This window comes from Rhodopseudomonas sp., from assembly GCF_048594845.1.
Classification (GTDB): domain Bacteria; phylum Pseudomonadota; class Alphaproteobacteria; order Rhizobiales; family Xanthobacteraceae; genus Rhodopseudomonas.
This window is the reverse complement of sequence record NZ_JBMDXE010000278.1, coordinates 1-24,841: the sequence shown is the minus strand read 5'-3', so window position 1 is coordinate 24,841 and position 24,841 is coordinate 1. Positions and strand designations below refer to the sequence as shown.

At 66.5% G+C, this 24,841-nt stretch carries 20 protein-coding genes and 1 pseudogene; 15 read left to right on the top strand and 6 right to left on the bottom strand.

The genetic code is table 11. From position 1 onward, the window contains the following. Nucleotides 1–5 precede the first annotated feature (5 nt). Nucleotides 6–443: a hypothetical protein gene (locus tag ACOJTD_RS18125; protein WP_420134268.1), complete on the bottom strand. Its 438-nt coding sequence runs from the start codon at nt 441–443 to the stop codon at nt 6–8. Between the two features lie 182 nt (nt 444–625). Beyond that, nucleotides 626–2,443, bottom strand: a complete 1,818-nt coding sequence (locus ACOJTD_RS18120; RefSeq protein WP_420134267.1) for a putative bifunctional diguanylate cyclase/phosphodiesterase — start codon at nt 2,441–2,443, stop codon at nt 626–628. Between the two features lie 174 nt (nt 2,444–2,617). Between ACOJTD_RS18120 and ACOJTD_RS18115 the strand changes: the two genes are divergently transcribed. After that, nucleotides 2,618–3,460 carry an SDR family NAD(P)-dependent oxidoreductase gene (locus ACOJTD_RS18115; protein WP_420134266.1) on the top strand — a complete coding sequence of 281 codons (843 nt, stop codon included), beginning with the start codon at nt 2,618–2,620 and terminating at the stop codon, nt 3,458–3,460. 111 nt (nt 3,461–3,571) lie between these two features. Here the strand turns inward: ACOJTD_RS18115 and ACOJTD_RS18110 are convergent, their stop codons facing one another. Next, nucleotides 3,572–4,951, bottom strand: a complete 1,380-nt coding sequence (locus tag ACOJTD_RS18110; RefSeq protein ID WP_420134265.1) for a cytochrome P450 — start codon at nt 4,949–4,951, stop codon at nt 3,572–3,574. A 122-nt stretch (nt 4,952–5,073) separates the two neighbouring features. Next, entirely contained in the window at nt 5,074–6,408 is a 1,335-nt protein-coding gene (locus ACOJTD_RS18105; RefSeq protein WP_420134264.1) for an adenylate/guanylate cyclase domain-containing protein, read from the bottom strand. 138 nt (nt 6,409–6,546) lie between these two features. On the opposite strand from ACOJTD_RS18105, the gene htpX reads away from it, so the two are divergent. From htpX to ACOJTD_RS18075, 6 genes are all read left to right on the top strand, one after another. Then, nucleotides 6,547–7,524 carry a zinc metalloprotease HtpX gene (gene htpX / locus ACOJTD_RS18100; protein WP_420134263.1) on the top strand — a complete coding sequence of 326 codons (978 nt, stop codon included), beginning with the start codon at nt 6,547–6,549 and terminating at the stop codon, nt 7,522–7,524. A gap of 420 nt (nt 7,525–7,944) precedes the next feature. After that, complete coding sequence (locus ACOJTD_RS18095; RefSeq protein ID WP_420134262.1) at nt 7,945–9,366, top strand: MFS transporter; 1,422 nt, start codon at nt 7,945–7,947, stop codon at nt 9,364–9,366. 191 nt (nt 9,367–9,557) lie between these two features. Further along, entirely contained in the window at nt 9,558–10,595 is a 1,038-nt protein-coding gene (locus ACOJTD_RS18090) for a branched-chain amino acid ABC transporter permease (protein WP_420134261.1), read from the top strand. Beyond that, entirely contained in the window at nt 10,592–12,364 is a 1,773-nt protein-coding gene (locus tag ACOJTD_RS18085; RefSeq protein WP_420134260.1) for an ABC transporter permease subunit, read from the top strand. Before ACOJTD_RS18090 ends, ACOJTD_RS18085 begins: the two co-directional genes overlap by 4 nt. Then, nucleotides 12,361–13,083: an ABC transporter ATP-binding protein gene (locus ACOJTD_RS18080; protein WP_420134259.1), complete on the top strand. Its 723-nt coding sequence runs from the start codon at nt 12,361–12,363 to the stop codon at nt 13,081–13,083. Before ACOJTD_RS18085 ends, ACOJTD_RS18080 begins: the two co-directional genes overlap by 4 nt. Before the next feature lie 91 nt (nt 13,084–13,174). Further along, entirely contained in the window at nt 13,175–14,329 is a 1,155-nt protein-coding gene (locus ACOJTD_RS18075) for an ABC transporter substrate-binding protein (protein WP_420134258.1), read from the top strand. 72 nt (nt 14,330–14,401) lie between these two features. Here ACOJTD_RS18075 and ACOJTD_RS18070 read toward each other — a convergent pair whose 3' ends face one another. Next, complete coding sequence (locus ACOJTD_RS18070) at nt 14,402–15,208, bottom strand: SDR family oxidoreductase (RefSeq protein ID WP_420134257.1); 807 nt, start codon at nt 15,206–15,208, stop codon at nt 14,402–14,404. Nucleotides 15,209–15,293: 85 nt separating this feature from the next. Further along, nucleotides 15,294–16,352, bottom strand: a complete 1,059-nt coding sequence (locus tag ACOJTD_RS18065) for a polysaccharide deacetylase family protein (protein ID WP_420134256.1) — start codon at nt 16,350–16,352, stop codon at nt 15,294–15,296. A gap of 157 nt (nt 16,353–16,509) precedes the next feature. Between ACOJTD_RS18065 and ACOJTD_RS18060 the strand changes: the two genes are divergently transcribed. The 8 genes and pseudogenes from ACOJTD_RS18060 to pstB all read left to right on the top strand — a co-directional run. After that, nucleotides 16,510–17,904, top strand: a complete 1,395-nt coding sequence (locus ACOJTD_RS18060) for an OmpA family protein (protein ID WP_420134255.1) — start codon at nt 16,510–16,512, stop codon at nt 17,902–17,904. Nucleotides 17,905–17,908: 4 nt separating this feature from the next. After that, nucleotides 17,909–18,205: a hypothetical protein gene (locus ACOJTD_RS18055; protein WP_420134254.1), complete on the top strand. Its 297-nt coding sequence runs from the start codon at nt 17,909–17,911 to the stop codon at nt 18,203–18,205. A 214-nt stretch (nt 18,206–18,419) separates the two neighbouring features. Then, complete coding sequence (locus ACOJTD_RS18050; RefSeq protein WP_420134253.1) at nt 18,420–19,454, top strand: lysylphosphatidylglycerol synthase domain-containing protein; 1,035 nt, start codon at nt 18,420–18,422, stop codon at nt 19,452–19,454. 2 nt (nt 19,455–19,456) lie between these two features. Continuing rightward, complete coding sequence (locus ACOJTD_RS18045; RefSeq protein WP_420134252.1) at nt 19,457–20,785, top strand: ATP-binding protein; 1,329 nt, start codon at nt 19,457–19,459, stop codon at nt 20,783–20,785. A gap of 154 nt (nt 20,786–20,939) precedes the next feature. Then, a pseudogene (gene pstS / locus ACOJTD_RS18040) lies at nt 20,940–21,950 on the top strand (phosphate ABC transporter substrate-binding protein PstS). A 239-nt stretch (nt 21,951–22,189) separates the two neighbouring features. After that, nucleotides 22,190–23,191 carry a phosphate ABC transporter permease subunit PstC gene (gene pstC, locus ACOJTD_RS18035; protein ID WP_420134251.1) on the top strand — a complete coding sequence of 334 codons (1,002 nt, stop codon included), beginning with the start codon at nt 22,190–22,192 and terminating at the stop codon, nt 23,189–23,191. 2 nt (nt 23,192–23,193) lie between these two features. Continuing rightward, nucleotides 23,194–24,057 carry a phosphate ABC transporter permease PstA gene (pstA, locus tag ACOJTD_RS18030; RefSeq protein ID WP_420134250.1) on the top strand — a complete coding sequence of 288 codons (864 nt, stop codon included), beginning with the start codon at nt 23,194–23,196 and terminating at the stop codon, nt 24,055–24,057. Next, nucleotides 24,054–24,841 (top strand): phosphate ABC transporter ATP-binding protein PstB (gene pstB / locus ACOJTD_RS18025; RefSeq protein ID WP_420134249.1); only part of this gene is annotated, 788 nt, incomplete at its 3' end. The genes pstA and pstB, both read left to right, overlap by 4 nt.

The following is a 24,841-nucleotide window of genomic DNA, read 5'->3' as shown; positions in this document are numbered from 1 at the left end:
GCCGATCAGTGCCGCGCTGTGGAAGGAGCGGGCACGTGGACGTCGTCGCCGAGCGCGTCGAGCGTCACCTTGTTGGCGCAGTAGGCCTGGTAGTGCTCGGCCAGCGAGCCGTCGGCGATGTCGTGATCGCATTCGGCCTTGTGGCGGCACAGCGCGCAGACGCGTTCGAGATCGCGCAGGACCAGCGGCTGGGTGCGGGCGATGGCGTCTTCGTCGATGCCGAGGACCTTGAGGAGCTGCGGCAGCTCTTCGACCTTGTGCGGTCCCTGGCGAACCAGCTCGTCGAGGTCGGACGAGGTGACGCCGAGATCGTGCGCGATGCGGCTGAATTCCGCGGCGTCGAATTGGCACATCTCGGTGACTTCCCGACGATGCTTGAGCCAGGCGGCGAAGGTGTCGATCAGCCGATCAACGAAGGGATAGGGGCGGGTATGGGCAGGCATGGCGCCCTCCAGAGATTGTCCGGGAGTGGCGCGACAATCGCCGATGATCCGGCGCGCCACATTGCGGTAGATCAAGCTGGGGATACCACAGTGCAAATCCCACGCCTTCACGGCGCGATCTCGTCCGAACTCTGTACAAACTACGAGGTGCGTGGTCCCGACGGCGCCGCGCTGAGCCGCTGCTACATCCGTCCGGCGTTCGATCGCGGGACGGAGACCCGGGCGGGTTCGACCTCGCGGCCCGCGGGGCGCGGGCGGCTGCCGCCCAAGGCGTTGACTGTGGGCTTCAGCTCTTCGAGGAAGATCGGCTTCGAGAAGTAGTAGCCCTGCGCGTAGCGGATCTTGGTTGCGGCCTGCAGGTACGCGAGTTCCTCGAACGTCTCGATGCCTTCGGCGATCACCGTCATGCCCAGCGCCTCGCTGAGCGACTCGATCGCCTTGAGGATGCCCTGGCTGCGGGGGCGTTTATGGATGTCGGTGATTAAGGAGCGGTCGATCTTGATATAGTCGGCGGTGATATCGGCGAGCGCCGACAGCGACGAGTAGCCGATGCCGAAATCGTCGATCGAGATGCCGACGCCGATCCGGCGCAGCAGCGGCAGGATCTCGCTCTGGAAGTGACTCTTGGCCACGAAGGCGTCCTCGGTCACTTCGACGACGAAGCGCGACGGAAAGCCGGTGGCGGCGAGCGCCGCCGCGAAGGATTGCATGAAGGCGAAATTGCCGGCCTGCTTGGCGGCGACGTTGATGCTGATGCTTGCGCCGGCGCCGAACGCGCTGTCGATCAGGTCGATCGACTTGGTGATCTCGGCGAGCACCAGATGCGTCAGTTCGTCGATCAGGCCGAGTTCGACCGCGAGATCCACGAATGTGCCGGGCGCCTGGATCACGCCGTCGTCGTCGCGCAGCCGCACCAGCGCCTCGATGCCCTTGATCTCGCGGGTACGGATATCGACCTTGGGCTGGAACGCGCAGCAGAACCGCTTGTCGAGGATCGCCTGACGTAGCGACTGTTCGATCGCCATCCGCTCCAGCGCCTCGTGCTCCATCGCGATGTCGAACATCGCTGCGGCGCCCTTGGTGGCGCTCTTGACGCGGTACATCGCAATGTCTGCGTTCTGGCGGAGCGTGTCGAAGCTGCTGCCGTGCTCGGGATAGAGGCTGATGCCGGTCGAGGCCGAGGCGAACAACTCGGTGCCGTCGATGTAGAACGGCGCCTTGAGGCGCTGCAGCAGGAAATCGATATAGTCTGCGACCTCGTCCCGGCTCTGGATCGGATTGAGCAGCAGCAGGAATTCGTCGCCGCTGATCCGCGACAGCATATCGGTGTCGCGCAGTTCCATGCCGAGCCGCTTTGCGACGCCGACCAACAGCGCGTCGCCGACCGCGTGGCCGTAGTAATCGTTGATGTGCTTGAAGTTTTCGATGTCGAGAAAAGCCAGCGCGAACCGGCTGGCGGAGTCGTCACGCCGCAACAGCGTATCGGCACGGCGTTCGATTACGCTGCGATTCGGCAGGCCGGTGAGTTCGTCGAAATAGGCGCGGCGAAAGAGCTGGTCCTCGACGACCTTCTGCTCGGTGATATCGAACGAACTCGACAGCAGCAGCCGGCGGCTGCCGATCTCGACCGGCCGATGCGCGGTCAGAAACGTCCGTGCGGTGGGACCGTCGCCGATCTTCTCTTCGCCGAGGGAAGCGCGGCCGGTCGCCAGCGCGGCGAGGCCCTCGACGCGGCGATGCTCGATCGCTGAATTGGTCTCGGCGCCAGGCCCCGCGAGCGGATGAGCCGCGACGTTCATCCGCGCGGCGGCTGCGTCGTTGACGATCAGAAACTCACCACGTTCGTCCAGAACCGTGACGGCAGCCGGGAGCTTACGCACGATGTCCTGCAGCGCCTGCGCATCGAGCACATGCGCCTCCGCCGGGCACGCCGCGGACTGGGCGCCGGCTGCGGGTTCCGCAACGGACGGCGATCGGTAGGGGAAGGCGGCACTGGACATGGCAGCGGGAGCATGGCGAGGTCGGTTGTAGGTTTGGTTAAGTTACACCCGGAAATGACGGCCGAGCGGACCCTGCTACCGAATTGGATTGCGGCGGTCCGGTTTGTCATTAACAGAGAGTCAACGAACAAACCGGCGAGCGCCAGTGCGGCTCGCCCAACAGGGAGCGGCGCGATGGGACGGCTGAACGGCAAAGTAGCGGTGATCACCGGAGCGACCAGCGGCATCGGCCTGCGTACGGCCGAAGTCTTCGTCGCCGAAGGCGCCAGGGTAGTGATCGCCGGGCGGCGCGCCGCGGAGGGCGAGGCGCTGGCGGAACGTCTCGGCGATGCCTGCATCTTCCGCCAGACCGACGTCACCGAGGAAGATCAGATGAAGGCGCTGATCGCCCAGGCGGTGGACTCGTTCGGGCGGATCGACTGCCTGTTCAACAATGCCGGCGGTCCGGCGCAGACCGGCGGCATCGAGGGGCTGGAGGTCGATCGGTTCGACGCCGCGATGGCGACGCTGGTGCGCAGCGTGATGCTCGGCATGAAGCACGCCGCGCCGCATATGAAGAAGCAGGGCTCCGGCAGCATCATCAACAACGGCAGCATCGCCGGCCGGCTCGCCGGCTTCTCGTCGTCGCTGGTGTACGGCGCCGCCAAGGCGGCGGTGATCCACTTCACCAAATGCGTCGCGATGGAGCTCGGCGAATCCGGCGTGCGCGTCAACAGCATCTCGCCGGGCGCGATCGCGACCGGCATCTTCGGCAAGGCGCTTGGTCTCACCACCGAGGCGGCGGAGAAGACGTCGGCGACGATGCGCGAGATCTACCGGACCGCGCAGCCGATCCAGCGCGCCGGCATTCCGGAGGATATCGCGCAGGCCGCGGTGTTCCTCGCCAGCGACGAGTCGAGCTTCATCAACGGTCATGACCTGGTGATCGACGGCGGCATCACCGGCGGCCGCAATTGGACCCAGCAGCAGCAAGGCTACGTCGCGCTGCGCAAGGCGTTCGACCACAGCGAGGGGTGAGGCGTCTCTTCGTCATTGCGAGCGAAGCGAAGCAATCCAGCGACGTGCACGGAGCTGGATTGCTTCGTCGCTGCGCTGCTCGCAATGACGGTCTTCGGCGAAAGCCGGCGCTTACTTCACCGCCGCCACATTCACCCGCAACCCGTCCTTGGGCTTCGGGATCGGCCACATCTGCCAGCTCGATGTGTAGTTCGGCGGCAGGCTGACGTGGACGTTCTGCAGCAGGTGCACGGCGAAGCACTTCGCCTGCATGTAGGCGAAGTGCAGGCCGAGGCACATGTGGGCGCCGCCGCCGAACGGGATCCAGGCGAAGCGGTGGCGGCCGCGCTGGGCCTCGTCGGTGAAGCGCAGCGGATCGAACCGGTCCGGATCGGGCCAGATCTCCCGCATGTGGTGGGTATAAAGCGGATTCACCGCCACCATGGTGCCGGCCGGAATCGTGTAGCCGCGGAAGGTGAATTCGCGGGTCGCCCGGCGCGGCAGCGATGGCACCGGCGGACGCAGCCGCATCGCTTCCTTGAAGGCCATCTCGGTCAGCGGCAGCGCGTCGAGCTGTGCGAAGCTGATCGCTTCGCCCGGCTTCAGCCCGAGCCCGGCGATCTCCTCGCGCAGCTTCTGCTGCCATTGCGGATTGTCCGCGAGCGCCGCGACGAACGAGGTGAGCGAGGATGTCAGCGTGTCGTGCGCGGCCATCATCAGGAAGCTCATATGGTCGATGATGTCCTGGGTCGACAGCAACGCGCCGTCCTCATGGGTGGCGCGGCACAGCTGCGAGAACAGATCGTCGCCGCCTTTGGCGCGGCGGATCGGGATCTGCTCCGAGAAGTACGCAACGATGCGCTTGCGGCCGCGGACGCCGCGCGCCATCGCGGTGCCGGGCCACGGCTTGCGGATCGGCGCCACCGACGCCGCCACCATGTCGACGAAGGCGGCGTTGATCTCCTCGGTCTCGGCGCCGATTTCGGTGCCGAGGAAGGAGGTCGCGGCGAGATCGAGCGTGAGCTGCTTCATCGCCGGATAGCACAGCATCTCGCCGGGCTTGCCGCGCCACTGCGCGACGCGGCGCGCGATGCCGTCGTTGAGCGCCGCCAGATAGGATTGCATCGGCCCGGCCTTGAAGGCGACCGAGAGCGCACGGCGATGCAGCCGGTGCTCGTCGAAGTCGAGCATCATCAGGCCGCGCGGGAACAGCAGATTGAGGATCGGCCCCCAGCCGTGGCTGGACGAGAACAGCTTGGTGTTGTCGAACAGCACGAACTCGTTGGCCTCGGGGCCGAGCAGCGTGATCGAGGTCTCGCCGAGCACGCGGCTGCGATACACCGGCCCGTAGTTCCGGGCCATCATCTCGACCTGGCCCTTCGGATCGGCCAGCACCTCGAAGGTGCGGCCGATCACCGGCCAGCCTTCGTCTCCGGGAATGTGAGCGAGCGCGCTGCGCTTGGGCGGCGCCAGTCGGGCGACGAGCGATGAGTCCGCGACCTGGATCGACATGGGGTTTCCTCGACGTTTCCTGCGGCCTGCGCGGAGGTGGTCCTCCGTCTAGCGGCCTTATTGCAGTTGAAAATAGGAGGCGTCAGATCGGCTTGGCAAGCGCTAACTCGGCGCGGCGCCGGTCAGGAGGCGGCCGTTTGCGGGCGAAATGTCGCGCGCTCGTCGGGAGCCAGAATTGCCATCGGTGCTGCGACGCCGCGCAGCGGAAACTCGCCCAGTGCTTCCAACGGTACACTGATGTGGCGGGCGGCCGCCGCGGTGATCAGGATGTTGCGGCCGATGGTTTTCTGCAGCGCTTCGACGCGGCTGGCCTCGTTGACGGCGGGGCCTATCACCGTGAAGTCGAGGCGGTTCGGCGCGCCGATATTGCCGAAGAACACCTCGCCCTCGTGCAGCGCGATGCCGGCGCGCAGCGGCCGCCAGCCTTCGATCGCGGCGAGCCCGGGCGGCGGGTCGCTGTTCAGCCGGGCGAGCCCGGCCTGCGCAGCCTTGGCTGCGGCGAGCGCCGCATTGCCGGCGGCGCAACCGTCGTCGCCGAGCGGAAACACCGCCAGCAGCCCGTCGCCGATGAACTTCAGCACCTCGCCGCCTTGCACCAGCACGCTTTCGACAAGCACCTCGAAATAAGCGTTGAGCACCGTGATGGTGTCCCAACCGCTGAGGCGGTCGGACAGGTCGGTGAAGCCGCGCATGTCCGCGACCCAGATGATGGCGTGGATCGGCTCGCCGCTGCCGCGCTTGATGTCGCCGCTCAGCACCTTGGTGGCGGCGACCGGTCCGAGATACGCGCCGAGCGCATTGGTCGAGATCCGCACCGCGATGTGGCGTTCCACATGCAGCGTGAACAGCACCAGCACGCGCTTGATCTCGGCGAGATGTTCGTCGCTGAAGCCGCCCTTGCGCAGCGTCGACAGCGTGACGGCATGGCGGAAGCCCTCGCCGCCGAGCGGCAGCGCCAGGTACTCGGTATAGCCGCCGGCCGCGAGGTCGCGCATGATCGGGAATTCGGCTTGGGCGGCGGGGTCCTGCGGATTGCGCTGAATCACCGTGCCTTGCTCGAAGATCCGGCGCAGCGGGTTGAGCTTGAAGGCGTCGGTATCGGCGGTCGATTGCTGGACCTGCACCTCGTCGCACAGCCCGTCCGACGAGCGCCAGTTCCAGGCGAAGCCGAGCAGCTGCGGATGCAGCGTGCCGATATGCAGCGTGGCGCGATCAATCGGCAGACCGGCCGCATTCATCCGCCACATCAGCGCTTCGAAGGTCAGCAGCAATTCGTGCTCGCCGGACGCCTCGAGCAGCAGCCAGCGCTGCAACTCCTCGATCGTCGAGGTGGCCGGCGCGCAGCTGCGGCCGCGCTGGCTGCGCTGTAGGATGGTCACGCCGGGCGGATAGACCCGCACGGCATCGCGCGGCGCGGTGGGGTCGACGATAGCTTCTGAGGTGGCAGGATCGGTCACTGCGACAATCTGCCCCGGCGCGGCGCCCGCGGCAAGCCGCGACGCGCAGCCGCACGCGCCGATCTTGTTCGAAAGCAACGAGTTACCCATCTCACGGATGCGTTATCCGCATTACGATGCGGGCGCAGGAGGAGGACCATGAGTTACTTCAAGACTGCGATGCTGCTCGCCGGGTTGACCGCGCTGTTCATGGGCGTCGGCTACCTGATCGGCGGCGCCAATGGCGCCCTGATCGCGCTGGTCGTCGCGGCGGCAATGAACGTCTTCACCTACTGGAATTCAGACCGGATGGTGCTGTCGATGTACGGCGCCCAGGAGGTCGACGCGCGCACCGCGCCCGACCTCTACGCCATGGTGGCGGAGCTGGCGGGCCGCGCCGGGCTGCCGATGCCGCGGGTGTTCATCATGGACAATCCGCAGCCCAACGCGTTCGCGACCGGGCGCAATCCGGAGAACGCCGCGGTGGCGGTGACCACCGGCCTGATGGGCCAGCTCAGCCGCGAGGAACTCGCCGGCGTGGTGGCGCACGAGCTCGCGCACATCAAGCATCACGACACACTGCTGATGACCGTCACGGCGACGTTCGCGGGTGCGATCTCGATGATCGCGCAATTCGGCATGTTCTTCGGCGGCAACCGCAACAGCAACGGCCCGGGCATCATCGGCTCGCTGGCGCTGATGATCCTTGCGCCCCTCGGTGCGATGCTGGTGCAGATGGCGATCAGCCGGACCCGCGAATATGCTGCCGACGAGATGGGCGCGCGGATCTGCGGCCAGCCGATGTGGCTCGCCTCGGCGTTGCGCCGTATCGAAGCCGCAGCGCATCAGGTGCCGAACGAGGACGCCGAGCGGGCGCCCGCGACCGCGCATATGTTCATCATCAACCCGCTGTCGGGCCAGGGCATGGACAATCTGTTCGCCACCCATCCCTCGACCGATAACCGCGTCGCCGCGCTGCAGCGCCTCGCCGGCGAAATCGGCGGCGGTGGCGCCCCGCGCACGACGTCGTCGTTCACGCGCGGTCCAGCCGCCGGCCCGTGGAGCGGCCAGCCGCGCGGCAGCGGCGCCGCGCGCGGCCCGTGGAGCGGCGGCTCGTCGCGCGGTCCGTGGGGATAATGCACCTGTGCCGATCGTCGGAGGCCCCGGGTCGCCGGGGGCGTTTGTTTTTGCCGAACTAACCCCGTTATTGCGAGGAGCGAAGCGACGAAGCAATCGAGCGCAGTGCTCTGAGCTGGATTGCTTCGCTCCGCTCGCAATGACGGGGAGGGCACATTGCTTTGTCCAAGAGTGCCTCTTTGTGCGGTGCACCTTCCATTGACGCGTGACGTGGCGCTGTTCACACTCGCGTCGTTTCGATCGACAGCGTCGTCCGCAGTTAGCGGATGTCGTGTTGGCTTTAAGTAATTAGGTGCCGGTGCCCGAGCATTTTGCGGGCTGCGGCCATGACAACTGATTTCACTTACCTGTCGGGTAATCGACCCGACGACGACCGGCTGCGAGGCTTGGCCCGCAGCTCCATTGCCCGGGATCGTCGCCATGCAGTCCACGTCCACCGCCGCCGTCACTCCCGTCTCGTCGCGCCGATGGCACGTCCTGGCGATCGTGGTCGCGGCGCAGTTCATGTTCGGGGTCGACTCCTTCATCGTCAACGTCGCGCTGCCGACCAGCGCGGCCGATCTGAACGCGTCGTCGTCGCAACTCGGTGCGGTGATCGCGATCTATCTGATCGGCTATGCGACGCTGATCGTCACCGGCGGCCGGCTCGGCGACATCTACGGCACCAAGACGGTGTTTCTGCTCGGCGTCGCCGGCTTCACGCTGACGTCGCTGTGGTGCGGGCTGGCGCGGTCCGGCACCGAGCTGATCCTGGCGCGGCTGGCGCAGGGCACGACGGCGGCGCTGATGGTACCGCAGGTGCTGGCGACGCTGCACGTGCTGTTTCCCGATGCGGCGCGCGCCAAGGCGTTCGCGATCTACGGCGTGGTGCTCGGCCTTGCCGGTGCCGCGGGCTTTGCGATCGGCGGTCTGCTGGTGACGCTGGATCTCGGCGGCTTCGGCTGGCGCGCGATCTTCTTCGTCAACGGCCCGGTCGGGCTGATCATCATCGTGGCGGCCGCGCTGATCGTGCCGCAGGCGCCGTGGCGGCCGGGCACGCGGCTCGATCTGCCGGGCGCTGTCATCCTGTTCGTCGGGCTGCTTGGTATCATCGGGCCACTGCTGTTCGGCCAGGAGCTGGGCTGGGCGCCGTGGATCTGGCTGCTGATGGCGGCCGGCGCCGCGATCGTGGTGCTGTTCCTGCGCTACGAGCGTGTGCTTGCGGCGCGCTCCGGCATGCCGCTGATCGATCTCAAACTGCTGGGCGACCCGGCGTTCATGCGCGGGCTCGGCGCGGTGGCCTGCTTTTTCTTCGCCAACCAGTCATTCTATCTGGTGATTACGCTGTATATGCAGATGGCGCTGCAGATCCCGCCGCTGCCGGCCGGTCTCGTGTTCCTGCCGCTGGCGCTGGCCTTCGTGATCGCCTCGCGGCATTCCGGCGCGCGCGCCAGGCATCGCGGCACGCTGGTGCTGATCGAAGGCTGTGTGCTGCAGATCGCCGGGCTGGGCGTGATCGCCGCAACGGTCGCGACCGTTGCGGCGCCGCCGCCGGCGCTGCTGGCGCTGGTGCTGATCGTCGTTGGCTATGGCCAAGGGCTGGTGATGGCTCCGCTGTCGGGCGCGGTGCTTGCAAGCGTGCAGGCGACCAGCGCCGGCTCGGGCTCCGGCCTGTATGGCACGACGACGCAGATCTCCAGCGCAGCCGGCATCGCGGCGATCGGCTCATTGTATTTTTCGCTGAGCGCGGCATCCTCGGGCCGCTTCGCCCTGCTGGTGGCGCTGGCGGTGCTGGCCGCGTCGCTGATCGGCACCATCGTGCTGTTGCGCTGGATGCGGCGCGCCGCTTTGGTCCCATCGTAGGGGATGTCGCTCTGCTTCGCGCTGCGTTAGCCTTTCGGCGCCACGCGCCGGGGGACACGTGGCCGGATCGGCTCGCGCCACTGCCTGACGCTCGCGCGTCATTTCCCTTGAGTTGAACGAGCGGTTGGTTAATTTATCAGCCGCAGCGAAACCGGACCGCCAAGTGTCCGGATCGCATCGGGGGAGGACGCGTGGACACCACGATATTCCTGTTTCTTTTGCAGGACGGCATCATCAATGGTGCGGTCTATGCGCTCGTCGCCATCGCGCTGGTGCTGGTGTTCGCGGTCACGCGCGTCATCCTGGTGCCGCAGGGCGAATTCGTCGCGTTCACGGCGCTGACCATCGCGGCGCTTGAGAACGGCGTCGCGCCGGCGACGCCGTGGCTGCTGCTGGCGCTCGGCGTCCTCGCGGCGGCGTCCGAACTGATCCGGCATTTCCGCGACCTGACGCTGCGCCGCGTCGCCTTTATCGTGCTGTTCGATCTGGCGCTTCCGATTGGGCTGCTGCTGCTGACGCGCGCGCTGGCGCCGATGAAGATCGGCCAGGTCGGCAGCATCCTGCTGGCGATCGCGCTGATCACCCCGATGGGGCCGATGCTGTACCGCATCGCGTTCGAGCCGATCGCCCACGCCTCCGTACTGGTGCTGCTGATGACTTCGTTCGGCGTGCACTTCTCACTGATGGGGCTGGGGCTGCTGTTCTTCGGGCCGGAAGGCACCGGCACCACGCCGCTGTCGTCGCAATCGTTCTCGCTGGGCGAATTGCTGATTACCGGGCAGAGCGTCGCCGTGCTGGTCGTGACCGCCGTGCTGCTGGCGCTGTTCGCGCTGTTCTTCGGCCGCACGCTGCTGGGCAAGGCGCTCAAGGCCTGCTCGTCGAACCGCACCGGCGCCCGGCTCGTTGGCATCCCGATTTCGGCGGCCGGGCAAATCGCCTTCGCTCTCGCGGCGCTGATCGGCGCGGTGTCGGGCGCGCTGGTCGGGCCGCTGATGACCGTGGCGTACGACTCCGGATTTCTGATCGGCCTGAAGGCGTTTGTCGCCGCCATCCTCGGCGGTTTGGTGAGTTATCCGCTGACGGTGCTGGCGGCGCTCACGGTCGGCTTCGCCGAAGCGCTGTTTTCATTCTGGGCCAGCAATTTCAAGGAAGTGCTGGTGTTCACGCTGATCATCCCGGTGCTCGCCTGGCGGTCGATCGTCGCGCCCCATGCCGAGGAATCGGAATGAAGTTCGCTGCATCCAAGCTGATCCCCGCGGCGATCGCCGCCGCGGTCCTGATCCTGCCGTTCACCGGCCTGATGCCGGACTACTGGATCACGCTGTTCAACTACATCGGCATCTCCAGCCTGGTGGCGATCGGGCTGGTGCTGCTCACCGGCGTCGGCGGCATGACGTCGTTCGGGCAGGCGGCCTTCGTGGGCTTCGGCGCTTATACGACCGGCGTGCTGACGGTGTACTATGGCATCTCGCCGTGGCTGACGCTGCCGGCCGCGCTGCTGGTGACGATGATTGCGGCGCTCTTGGTCGGCGCCATCACGGTGCGGCTCAACGGTCACTATCTGCCGCTCGGTACCATCGCCTGGGGCATCGCGTTCTACTATCTGTTCGGCAATCTGAATTGGCTCGGCGCCCATGACGGCCTGCCGGGCATCCCGGCATTGAAGATCGGCACCTATGCGCTGATCGCGCCGCGCGATTACTTCGTGGTGGTGTGGATCGCGGTGGTGCTGGCGGTGATTGCCACCCAGAATTTGCTGAGCGGCCGGGTCGGCCGCGCCGTGCGGGCGCTGCGGCGGTCGACGCGCGCCGCCGAGGCATTCGGCGTCAACACCGCCGGCGCCAAGCTGATGGTGTTCGTCTATGCGGCGATGCTGGCGGGGCTCGCCGGCTGGCTCTACGCGCACTTCCAGCGCTCGGTGTCGCCGGGCCCGTTCGGCATCACCGCCGGCACCGAGTATCTGCTGATGGCGGTGCTCGGCGGCGCCGGCCGGGTCTATGGCGCGATCCTCGGCGCGGCCGGCATCACCTTCCTGCGCGATCAGCTGCAAGACCTGTTGCCCTGGCTGCTCGGCCACACCGGCAATTTCGAGATCATCGCGTTCGGCGCGGTGCTGGTGCTGCTGCTGCAGACCGCGCCGGGTGGGCTGTGGCCGATCCTGTTCGGCCCGCCACCGCCGCCGAACGTGCCGCCGCCCGCAGAAAATGAGCGCCTGCCGGCACGAACGCTGCCGCCGCCCGGCACACCGCTGCTGCAGGCCGATCAGGCGCGCAAGAGTTTTGGCGGGCTGGTCGCCGTCAATGACGTCGGCTTCGAGGTCGAGAGCGGCCGCATCATCGGACTGATCGGCCCGAATGGCGCCGGCAAGAGCACCACCTTCAACTTGATCACCGGAGTGCTGCCGCTGACCTCCGGCAAGATCGCGTTCGAGGGGCATCCGCTCGCCGCGCAGACGCCGCAGCGCGCGGCGCGGCTCGGGCTCGGTCGTACCTTCCAGCACGTCGAGATCGTCGCCGATATGAGCGTGGTGGAGAACGTCGCGCTCGGCGCGCATCTGCGCGGCCGGGCCGGCGTGCTGCGATCGATCCTCCGGCTCGATCGGGCCGAGGAGGCGCAACTGCTTGACAGCGCACGGCGCGCACTCGCCCGCGTCGGCCTCGCGGATGTAGCCGACGAACCCGCCGGCACGCTGGCGCTCGGGCAGCTCAGGCTGATCGAAGTGGCGCGTGCGCTGTGTCTCGAGCCGGTGCTGCTGCTGCTCGACGAGCCGGCCGCGGGCTTGCGCGTCGGCGAGAAGAAGGCGCTCGCCAAGCTGCTGCGCGAGGTGCGGGCCGAGGGCATGAGCGTGTTGCTGGTCGAGCACGACATGGACTTCGTCATGAGCCTCGCCGACCGGCTCGTGGTGCTCGACTTTGGCACCAAGATCGCCGAGGGCGCGCCGGCCGCGATCCGGCAGGACCCGGCGGTGCTCGAAGCCTATCTCGGAGGCGTGTCGTGACGGCGCTGCTCGAGGTGCAGAATGTCAGCGTCGCCTATGGCCGCGCCGAAGTGGTGCACGACGTCTCGCTCAAGGTCGAACAGGGCGCGCTGGTGACGGTGATCGGTGCCAATGGCGCCGGCAAGACCACGCTGCTCAACGCCGTGATGGGGCTGCTCAAGGCGCGCGGCCGGCTAGTGTTTCGCGGCGCCGAGATCAGCGCCGTGGCGCTGGAGTCGCGGGTCAAGGCCGGACTCTGCCTGGTGCCGGAGCGGCGCGAGCTGTTCGCCGACATGGCGGTCGAAGACAATCTGTTGCTCGGCGGCTTCCGCCGCAGCCGCGCCGAGCGCAGCCAGAGCATGGACGAGATCTACACGCGGCTGCCGCGGCTGAAGGAGCGGCGGGCGCAGCTTGCCGGTACCTTGAGCGGTGGCGAACGCCAGATGCTGGCGATGGGCCGGGCGCTGATGGCGCGGCCGACGCTGCTGATGCTGGACGAGCCGAGTCTCGGCCTGGCGCCGCGGATCGTGCGCGACGTCTTCCACATTCTGACGGATTTGCGGAAGAGCGGTGTTTCGATCCTGCTGGTCGAGCAGAACGCCCGTGCGGCGCTGGAAGTCGCCGACTATGCTTATGTGATGGAGCTGGGATCGATCACCAAGCAGGGCTCGCCCGCGGACATCGCCGCCGATCCGCGGCTGGTCGAAAGCTATCTCGGCCTCGGCGGTCACGATTACTAGAGCATGATCCCGAAAAGTGGAGACCGGTTTTCGGACAAGATCATGCTCAAGTCAGAAGCGTACCAACGATAACAAACGGAGGAGGACGTCCATGCAACACAGCAAGACCCTGATCGTCGCGATGGCGGCGCTGCTGGCCGGCGTCAGCGCCGCGTCGGCGGAGATCAAGATCGGCATCACGATGAGCGCGTCCGGTCCCGGCGCCGCGCTCGGCCAGCCGCAATCCAAGACGGTGGCGGCGCTGCCGAAGGAGATCGGCGGCGAAAAGATTACTTACTTCGCGCTCGACGACGAGTCCGATCCGACCAAGGCGGCGCAAAACGCCCGCAAGCTGCTGTCCGAAGAAAAGGTCGACGTGCTGATCGGCTCGTCGCTGACGCCGGTCAGCCTGCCGCTGATCGACATCGCGGCCGAAGCCAAGACGCCGCTGATGACGATGGCGGCGGCCGCCATCCTGGTGGCGCCGATGGATGAGCGGCGCAAGTGGGTCTACAAGGTCGTCCCGAACGACGACATCATGGCCGAAGCCATCGGCAAGTACATGGCCAAGACCGGCGCCAAGAAGGTCGGTTATATCGGTTTCTCGGACGCCTACGGCGAAGGTTACTACAAGGTGCTGGCCGCGGCGGCGCCGAAGCTCGGCTTCGAACTCACCACGCACGAGGTCTATGCGCGCAGCGACGCCAGCGTCACCGGGCAGGTGCTGAAGATCATCGCCACCAAGCCGGACGCGGTGTTCATCGCCGCCGCGGGCACGCCGGCGGTGCTGCCGCAGAAGGCGCTGCGGGAACGCGGCTTCAAGGGGCCGATCTACCAGACCCACGGCGTGGCGACCGAGGAATTCATCAAGCTCGGCGGCAAGGACGTCGAGGGCGCGATCTTCACCGGTGAGGCCTATAGCGGTGCCGAAGACATGCCGGCCGACAGTCCGTTCCGCAAGGTCAAGGCGCGCTTTGTCGACGCCTACAAGGCCGCCAATGGCGGTGCGTCGCCGTCGATCTTCGGTGCGCATCTGTGGGATTCGATGACGCTGGTCGAGAACGCGATCCCGGCGGCGCTGAAGACCGCCAAGCCCGGTACGCCGGAATTTCGGGCCGCGATCCGCGACCAGATCGAGAAGTCCAAGGATCTGGCGCTCAACAACGGCCTGTCGAACATGACGCCCGACAACCACAACGGCTACGACGAACGCTCCGCCTTCCTGATCGAAATCCGCGACGGTGCTTTCCGGCTGAAGCAGCAGTAATAACCGCCGCTCCCAACGATGCGAGATCATTCCGGGGCGCGTGCCCCGGAATGACGAAGCCAGCGCGTCGGCTCAGGCCCAGCCGTCGCCCTTGATGCCCGGATTGGCGAAGGCGACGCCGCCATCCACCGCGATGGTCGAGCCGACCACGTAGTCGCCGGCGCGCGAGGCGAGGAACACCGCGGTGCCCGCCATGTCCTCGTCGGTGCCGATCCGGCCCGACGGCACGCGCTTGGCCACTGCATCGGCTTCATCACGGGCCGCCTTGTTCATGTCGGACGCGAACGGGCCGGGCGCGATGGCGGTCACCACGATGTGGTCCTTGATCAGCCGCACCGCCATCCGCCGCGTCAGATGGATCAGGCCGGCCTTCGACGCCGCATACGGATAGGTCTCGAGCGGATTGACGAAGATGCCGTCGATGGACGCGATATTGATCACCTTGCCGGGCTGCTCGGCGGACGCCGCGGCGCGCAGTTGCGGCGCCAGCGCCTTGGTGAGGAAGAACGGCGTCTTGACGTTGAGGTCCATGACCTTGTCCCAGCCGCTCTCCGGGAATTCGTCGAAGTCGGCGGCCCAGGCGGCGCCGGCATTGTTGACGAGGATGTCGAGCTTGGACTCGCGCCGCTTGATCTCGGCGGCCAGCATGTCGATGCCGGCCATCGTCGAGATGTCGATCGGCAGCGCGATGCATTCGCCCGGATACATCTCGTCCAGTTCGTCGGCGGTGGCCTGGCAGGGCGCTGCCTTGCGGGCCGTGATGTAGACGCGGCTCGCGCCGTAGGCGAGGAAGCCAGCCGCGATCATCTTGCCGATGCCGCGCGAGCCGCCGGTCACCAGCGCGGTGCGACCCTGCAGCGAAAACAGGTCCTTGAACATTCGATCTCCCCGTGTGTTTGCCGGGATGGTTTGCGGCCGGGTCGGGAGTGAGTCAAGGAGCCCCGCCGGCGCTCCGGGCGGTGCGTCACGCCGCGTCGACGCGGCGGAAACCGTTCCACATCGCGGTCGCCGCGCCGGAGGTCAGCACCGGCAGGATCCGGTCGTCCTGGTAGTTGCCATTGAGCGAGACGCGCGGCAGCGCGGTGAGATGATCGGCGACGCCGGGAAACAGCATGCCGGGACGGGTCGTCACCGCGGTCTTGTAGCCGGCCCGGCGCGCCAGCTCGTATTCTCGTGGTCCCGCCGCCGCGCGGTCCCCGTACGGATAGGCCAGATGCGCGACCTCGCGATCGAGATGGGCTTCGATCCGGGCGCGGCCGATCGACATCTCATGGAGCGCCAGCGCCTCGCGCTGGTTGGACAGAACGCAATGGGTGATGGTGTGGGCGCCGATCGTCACCAGCGGATGCTCGGCGAAGACGCGCAGTTCCTCCCAGGTCAGGCAGAGTTCGCGGCTGGCGGCGGTGTCGTCGATGCCGTAGCGCGCGCATAACGTGCTCATCATGCGCGTCAGATCGTCGCCGCCGGGAAGGCCGCGCAGCAACGCATGCATCCGGTCGAACGCATCCTGCTTGGCATCGGGGGTCCCGGTGTCCAGCCGGATCTCGGCGTCGCCGATCTGAACCTCGAGCGTGTCGGTGCTGGCGATCAGCCGTTCGAGCGTGATCCACCACAGCCGGCCGGTACCCTGGGCGAAATCGCTGGCGGCATAGACGGTGAACGGCGCCTGGAACTCCTCGAACACCGGCAGCGCGAAATCGCGGTTGTCGCGATAGCCGTCGTCGAGCGTGATGCAGGCGAAGCGCCGGCCGAATGCACGTTCGCTCAGCCGCCGGTGCAGTTCGTCCATTGTGATGATGTCGATGTTCTGGGCGCGCAGATGCCGCAGCGTGGCGCGCAGGAACTCGGGCGTCACCTCAAGATGGCGGTTCGGCTGGAACGCGTCGTCGCGGGGCGGCCGCACATTGTGCAGCATCAGGATCGTGCCGATTCCTGAAAAGATTGGACGCAGCACATGATAGGCGCCGGTAAAATACAGCGCATCGAGCCCGGCGCGGATGATGTTGTGGCGAAACTGCTTCATCGGGCTGCGGGCCAGTTCATTTCAGGACATTGTTAGCGTCACACGATTGAAGAAACGGTTATTGAGAACTGCAACAGCGCGGGCATTTCCCCGGAATTGCGTTTGACAGCCCCTCAACGGTTTGATTTCTCTCTGCTTCTGATCCACGGGAAGCGGAATGCGCGGACTTTTCAGATCGAGCGGCAAGTGGTGGCGTGGCGCCATCATCCTTTGCGCTCTGTGGGCAATCGCGGCGTGGATCACCACCCCCGCCGTGGAAGCCGATGTCGCCGAGCGAGCCGCTGAGGCGCTCAAAAATACCGTCCTCGACAAGACGCGGCTGACGCCCTCCGGTCGTGACGTCACCTTCTCGGCCGATGCATTTTCGGAGGAGGGGCGGCGCAGCGCCGTGGCGGCGGTGGAAGCCGTTCCGGGCATCCGCCAGGTGGTCGACCAGACCCGGCTGGTTCCGCAGGCGACGCCATTCGTCTGGAGCATCGAGCGCGACGTCGTGCGCGTCACGCTCGCCGGGAGCGCGCCGCTGCCGGCAAGCCGGGCGCGGCTCGCCGACGCGGCCCGCGCCGAGGTCAACGGCGTCGAAGTGGCGGACCGGATGACGCTGGCGCGTGGCGCGCCGAGCCGGTTCGATGCCGTGGCGCTGCTGCTGGTCGACCAGATCGGCAAGCTCAAGGAGGGCAAGATCACGCTCTCCGACACCAAGGTCAGCCTGACCGGCATGGCCCGCGACCTCGGTGGCCGGGAGGCGATCGCGGCGGCGCTGCGCAATCTGCCGGAGGGCTATTCGGTCGCGGAGAACGACATCAAGGCGCCGCCCTATGTGTTCCAGGCCAACAAGGACCCGGTCGCTTCGACCGTGACGCTCACCGGTTACGTGCCGGACAACGCCGTGCATGCGGCGCTGGCGGCGGCAGCCGGGCAGAAATTCTTCAGCGAGAAGGTCGTGGACAATCTGAAGGCCAGCATCGGCGCGCCGCAGGGCTTTGCCAATGCGGTCGCGCCCGCGCTCGGCGCGTTGTCGCGGCTCTCGACCGGCACCCTGGTGGTGTCCGATCGCGAGGTCAAACTGTCCGGTGACGCACTGTTCGAGGCCGCCGTGAGCCAGATCCGCGGCGAGCTGAACAAGGACATGCCGCAGGGCTGGACCGTGAAGGCCGATTTGTCGGTCAAGCCCGCCGCATCGCCGGTCGACGCCACGGTCTGCCAGCAGTTGTTCAATGAACTGCTCGCCAAGAGCACCGTGCGGTTCGAGCCCTCCAGCGCCACCATCGACAAGGACTCGGCGGGGCTGCTCGACCGGTTGATCGAGACCGCGCTGCGCTGTCCGGGCGCGGTGATCGAGGTTTCCGGCCATACCGACAGCGATGGCGACGCCGCCTTCAACAAGTCACTGTCGGAGAAGCGCGCCAAGGCGGTGGTCGACTACATGGTCAAGGCGGGGCTGCCGCCCGAGCGCTTCCAGGCGTTCGGCTATGGCAGCACCATCCCGCTGGCCGGCAACGACACCGAGGCCGGGAAGGCGAAAAATCGCCGCATCGATTTCGTGATCAGGTGACGGCATGATGGTCATGGCGAACTTCTACTGGGGCTGGTTGCTCGGGGCGCTGTTGCTGGGATTCGCCGCGGGCTGGATCTCGGTGGTGCAACACGGGCCGGGTCTGTCCAAGAACGCCGCGATGGGGATCGCCGGGGTTGCGGCGGTGCTCGTCGGCCTGTCGCTCGCCCGGATCGTTCCAGGTCGCTTCGGCTACTGGCTCGATCTTTTCCTTGTCATGATCGCTGCCTATCTGGTGGGGTGTGCGATCGGTTCGTGGCTGCGCTACTGGGTTGTGGCGCGGCAGATGCGGGGGAGCTGAGCTTCTCCCGCCACCCCGACGCCCCGCTTGGGCGCAAGTGATGAAACCGGTCCGCCTGATCGGGAATTGACGCAGAGGAGCGGGATTGCCGGTATCATCCGAATTCCACCCAGTCCGGAAACGAACTATCAAAGCTTCCTGGCCACGGACCGGTAACGCCTGTCGTGCTACCGGTCCCCTTGCCCCAGGCGGTGGAAAGGGATTCGAGGTTTAGATGGTGGCCGCAATCGGCAGGGTGATCGCGTTCCTGCGCGAGAAGCAAATCCTGCACAAGGTCGGCGTTGCGATCAGCATCGCGGTCATCGCGGCTGCCTGTTACGTTCTCTATCACCTGCTGCGCGGCATCGATCTCGACAAGGTGCTCGAAGCGATCCGTCAGACCGAACCGCGTTCGATCGGGCTCGCTGCGCTGTTCGTCGCAGCGGGTTATTTCACCCTGACGTTCTACGACCTGTTCGCGCTGCGGACGATCGGCCGCAAGGAAGTGCCGTACCGCACGGCCGCACTTTCCGCCTTCACCAGCTACTCGATCGGCCACAATGTCGGCGCCAGCGTCTTCACCGGCGGCGCGGTGCGCTATCGCATCTATTCGGCGTGGGGCCTCGACGGCATCGATGTCGCCAAGATCTGCTTTCTCGCCGGCCTGACGTTCTGGCTCGGCAACGCGGCGGTGCTCGGCATGGGCATCGCCTATCATCCGGAGGCGGCGTCCTCGATCGATCAGTTGCCGCCGTGGCTGAACCGCGTGCTGGCGTTCGTCATTCTGGCGGGCCTCACGGTCTATGTCGTGTGGGTGTCGATCCGGCCGCGCCGCGTCGGCCGCGGCACCTGGACGGTCGAATTGCCGGGCGGCCCGCTGACGCTGCTGCAGATCGGGATCGGGATCGTCGATCTCGGCTTCTGTGCGCTGGCGATGTACGTGCTGGTGCCGGACGAGCCCAATCTCGGCTTCGTGGTCGTGGCGGTGATCTTCGTGTCGGCGACGCTGCTCGGCTTCGCCAGCCATTCGCCCGGGGGCCTCGGCGTGTTCGACGCCGCGATGCTGGTCGGGTTGTGGCAGATGGACAAGGAAGGCCTGCTGGCCGGGATGCTGCTGTTCCGCATCCTTTATTACATCGTGCCGTTCATGCTGTCGGTGATCATCCTCGCCGTTCGTGAGATTGTCATCGGAACAAGGTTGAAACGGATGCATCGGCTTGCCGATGCTCTCGACCCGAAGCCGGTCCGACAGGATCCCACACCAGGCTGACCATGATCGCCCAGGCGCCCGACGACCCCGCCCGCTCGCTCGTTCCGTTGCCGGAGCAGATTTCCGCGCCGATCGCGACGCCCTGGATGGACCGGCTGCGTCATGCCGCCATCATTCTGCTTGCCGGCGCCATCGCGCTGGTGACGCTGACCGCGCTCGGCGAAATCACGATGCGGGCCGCCGGCGTTGTGTTCGCCTGCCTGGCCGCAGCTGCGCTGGTGCCGTGGCGGCTGCACAATGCCGTCAACGCCCGGGAGGAGACCTACGGCGTCAGCCCGGTCGAGACCCCGGTGGTGCGGGCCATCGTGGCCGGCATGCCCGATCCGGCGGTGCTGCTCGACCGCGCTGGCCGTGTGCTGCATCTCAATCCGGCGGCGGCCCAGCTCGCCCCGGCGCTGCGGGTTCGCGAACTCGCCCAGTTCGCGCTGCGTAACCCGGAGATCGTCACCGCATTGCGTGAGGCGATCGCGACGGCCGAGCCGCGCCGGGTCAGCTACCTCGATCACGCGCCGATCGAGCGCTGGATGGAGCTGATCATCGCGCCGGTGCAGGTGCCGACCGCGTTCGGCGGCACCGATCAGTGCATGCTGATGACGTTCCACGATCTCACGCCGCTGCGCCGCGCGGAGGAAATGCGCGCCGACTTCGTCGCCAATGCCAGCCACGAACTGCGCACGCCACTGGCGGCGCTGTCCGGCTTCATCGACACCCTGCAGGGGCCGGCGCGCGACGATCCCAAGGCGCGGGCGCGCTTCCTCGGCATCATGCAGACGCAGGCGACGCGGATGGCCCGGCTGATCGACGATCTGCTGTCGCTCTCCCGCGTCGAACTCACCGCTCACGTCCGGCCCGAGGCCCACATCGATCTGGCGCCGCTGATCAAGCAGGTCGCCGACGGGCTGGAATCGCTCGCCAAGGAGCGACAGGTCGCGATCGAACTCGATCTTCCGGATAGCCCGGCGATGATCGCCGGCGACCGCGAGGAGTTGCTGCGGGTGTTCGAAAACCTGATCGAGAACGCGCTGAAATACGGCGCCTCCGGCGGCCGCATCGCCGTGTCGGTGGTGGCGGTGCCGGCGCAGGATTCCGGCTCGGAATACCGCGTGGCCGTGCGCGATTTCGGGCCCGGCATCGCACCCGAGCACCTGCCGCGCCTCACCGAACGGTTCTATCGGGTGGACGTCGGCGACAGCCGTTCGCAGGGTGGCACGGGCCTCGGATTGTCGCTGGTGAAACATATTGTTAACCGCCATCGCGGCCGGCTGCTGATCGAAAGCGTGCTGAAAAAGGGCGCGACCTTCACGGTCTGTTTTCCTCCGGTAAAGTCCTAGGTCTGTTCGGGATTTCGTTTCAAGATCAGTGGCTTGACGTAGTCACATGAGTGTCATCAAACCCTCATAAAAGGTCAATCGACCGCCCCTAAATGGCGGGGAGGCAAGCGCAGTCGGGCGCGATGAGCGCTTCGCTTGCCAACGGAGACCTTCCATGAATTTCATCAAGGCAATCGTCGCGGCCGGCATGGTTGCGGCGTCGACCTCGGCCTTTGCGGCTGACATCACCGGCGCTGGCGCCACGTTCCCGTTCCCGATCTATTCGAAGTGGGCTGATACCTACAAGAAAGACACCGGCAACGGCCTGAACTACCAGTCGATCGGTTCGGGTGCCGGTATCAAGCAGATCATCGCCAAGACCGTTACCTTCGGCGCCACCGACGCGCCGCTGAAGCCGGAGCAGCTTGAGAAGGAAGGCCTCGTGCAGTGGCCGATGGTGATGGGCGCCATCGTGCCGGTCGTGAACGTCGAGGGCGTTCAGCCGGGTGAGATGGTTCTGGACGGCCAGGCCCTCGCCAAGATCTAGCTCGGCGAAATCAAGACCTGGAACGACCCGGCGATCGCCAAGCTGAATCCGAAGCTGAAGCTGCCGAGCGACGCCATCACCGTGGTTCGCCGCTCCGACGGTTCGGGCACCACCTTCAACTTCACCGACTATCTCTCCAAGGTCAGCCCCGACTGGAAGTCCAAGGTTGGTTCGGGCACCGCGGTCGAGTGGCCGGTCGGCGTCGGCGCCAAGGGCAACGAAGGCGTTGCCGGCAACGTCAGCCAGACCAAGAACTCGATCGGCTACGTCGAATACGCCTACGCCAAGCAGAACAAGCTGACCTACACCGGCCTGATCAACAGCGCCGGCAAGCCGGTGCAGCCGACCATCGCGGCGTTCCAGGCCGCGGCGTCGAATGCCGACTGGGCCAAGGCTCCGGGCTACTACCTGATCCTGACCAACCAGCCGGGCGATGCCTCGTGGCCGATCACCGCCGCGACCTTCATCCTGATGCACAAGGAGCCGGTCGACAAGGCGGCCTCCGCCGAGGCGATCAAGTTCTTCAAGTGGGCGTTCGAGAAGGGCGGCAAATCTGCCGAGGAGCTCGACTACATCCCGATGCCGGAACCGGTCGTCAAGCTGATCGAGAAGACCTGGTCGTCGGATATCAAGAGCTGATCTGCGCCATCGCCGCGCGACCCGCTTCGGCCGGTCGCGCGGCTGCTGCTTCCGACTTTTGAGGTCCCGTTTCGGGGCCTGTGAAATCCGGCCTTCACCGCCCGGGTTTAGAGGCCGCACTGAGGGACGCAGTGCGGATGAGGCCAGGCCGCGATGGCGGCGCGGCGCTCGGTTCAACCAGAAATCTCCAGGCTACGCGGCTCGTTTATCGTAACCTGCATCAGCGCAAGGAGACAGGCGTGGCGGACATGGCAGTAGACAGCACAGGGTTGCAAGCGGCGGCCGGACCTTATGATCGCGCCCGTGCCCTGAGTGCCTTCAAGCTCAGCGACTCGGCATTCTACTGGACCACCCGCGCCTGCGCGATTTCGGTCCTGCTGATCCTCGGCGGCATCATCCTGTCGCTGATCGTCGGTGCCTGGCCCGCGCTCCGCGAATTCGGTTTCTCCTTCCTCACCACCGCCCGCTGGGCCCCCGCCAACGATCCGCCGGTGCTCGGCGCGCTCGGCCCGATCTACGGCACGCTGGTGACCTCGGTGATCGCGATGGTGATCGCCATTCCGGTCGGCCTCGGCATCGCGATCTTCCTCACCGAGCTGTGCCCGATGTGGCTGCGCCGGCCGATCGGCCTCGCCATCGAACTACTCGCCGGCATCCCATCGATCATCTACGGCATGTGGGGCTTCTTCGTGCTCGGCCCGTTCCTGGCCAATCACTTCCAGCCGGCGATGATCGCGCTGTTCGACGGCGTGCCGGTGCTCGGCACCATCTTCGCCGGTCCGCCGTCCTATCTCAGCCTGTTCAACGCCGCGCTGATTCTCGCCATCATGGTGCTGCCGTTCATCACCGCGATCTCGGTCGACGTGTTCAAGACCGTGCCGCCGGTGCTGAAGGAGGCCGCCTACGGGGTTGGCTGCACGACCTGGGAAGTCGTCCGCAAGGTCGTCATTCCCTACACCCGCGTCGGCGTCATCGGCGGCATCATGCTGGCGCTCGGCCGGGCGCTCGGCGAGACCATGGCGGTGACCTTCATCATCGGCAACTCGTTCCGGATTTCCGGCTCGATCTTCGGGCCCGGCACCACCATCTCGGCGGCGATCGCCTCCGAATTCGCCGAGAGCGACGGTCTGCATCAGTCCGGCCTGATCCTGCTCGGCCTGCTGCTGTTCATTCTGACCTTCCTGGTGCTGGCGGCCGCCCGGTTGCTGCTGCTGCGGCTCGAAATGAAGGCGGGCAAGTAATCATGTCGACCACCGAAACCATCAATCCGATCTACAAGCGCCGCCACCGCAACGACGTGATCGTCAAGGTGCTGTGCTCGGCCGCCGCGGTGTTCGGCGTCACCTGGCTGGCGCTGATCCTGTTCACGCTGTTCTGGAACGGCCTCGCCGGGCTGAATCTGCAGGTGTTCACCCAGAACACGCCGCCGCCGGGTTCGACCGAGGGCGGCCTGCTCAACGCCATCGTCGGCTCGGTGCTGATGACCGTGCTGGGCGTCGGCATCGGTGCGCCGCTCGGCCTGTTCGCCGGCACCTACCTCGCCGAATACGGCAAGCACGACAAGCTGACCTCGGTGATCCGCTTCATCAACGACATCCTGCTCAGCGCGCCGTCGATCATCATCGGCCTGTTCATCTACGGCGCAGTCGTGGTGACGATGGGACGGTTCTCGGCGCTGGCCGGCGCGTTGGCGCTGGCGGTGATCGTGATCCCGGTCGTCGTGCGCACGACCGAAGACATGCTGCTGCTGGTGCCGGGGGCGCTGCGCGAGGCGGCCTCCGCGCTCGGCCTGCCGCGCTCGCTGGTGATCCGCCGGATCGCCTACCGCGCCGCGCGCGCCGGCCTGATCACCGGCATTCTGCTGGCGACCGCCCGCGTCGCCGGCGAAACCGCGCCGCTGCTGTTCACCGCGCTCAGCAATCAGTTCTTCAGCCTGGATCTGACCAAGACGATGGCCAACCTGCCGGTGACCATCAACAACTTCGTCCAGAGCCCCTACGATTACTGGAAGCAGCTCGCCTGGACCGGCGCCCTGCTGATTACCCTGACCGTGCTTGCCCTGAATATTGGTGCGCGCATCATCGGCGCCGAGAGGACCACGAAATGACCGAGATTTCGATTGCCACCAGCGTTCCGAGCGGACCTGGCCATGCCATCGCCAGCCAGCCCGACGGCCCGGCCAAGGTGGTGGTGCGCGATCTGAACTTCTATTACGGCCAGAACCACGCGCTGAAGCACATCAATCTCGCCCTCGCCACCAACCGCGTGACCGCTTTCATCGGTCCGTCGGGCTGCGGCAAGTCGACCCTGCTGCGGATCTTCAACCGGATGTACGATCTGTATCCGGGGCAGCGCGCCGAGGGGCAGGTGATGCTCGACGGCCAGAACGTGCTGGACCCGAAGCTCGACCTGAACCTGCTGCGCGCGCGCGTCGGCATGGTGTTCCAGAAGCCGACGCCGTTCCCGATGACGATCTACGAGAACATCGCGTTCGGCATCCGGCTGTACGAGAAGATCTCCAAGTCGGAGATGGACGGCCGGGTCGAGAAGGCGCTGCGCGGCGCCGCGCTGTGGACCGAGGTCAAGGACAAGCTCGGCGCGTCCGGCCTCAGCCTGTCGGGCGGCCAGCAGCAGCGCCTGTGCATCGCCCGCACCATCGCGGTGCGGCCGGAGGTGATCCTGCTGGACGAGCCGACCTCGGCGCTCGACCCGATCTCGACGCTGAAGATCGAGGAGCTGATCGACGAGCTGAAGCAGGACTTCACCATCGCGATCGTCACCCACAACATGCAGCAGGCGGCGCGGATCTCCGACTACACCGCCTACATGTACCTCGGCGAGCTGGTCGAGTTCGGCGACACGAACCAGATCTTCATCAAGCCGTCCAAGAA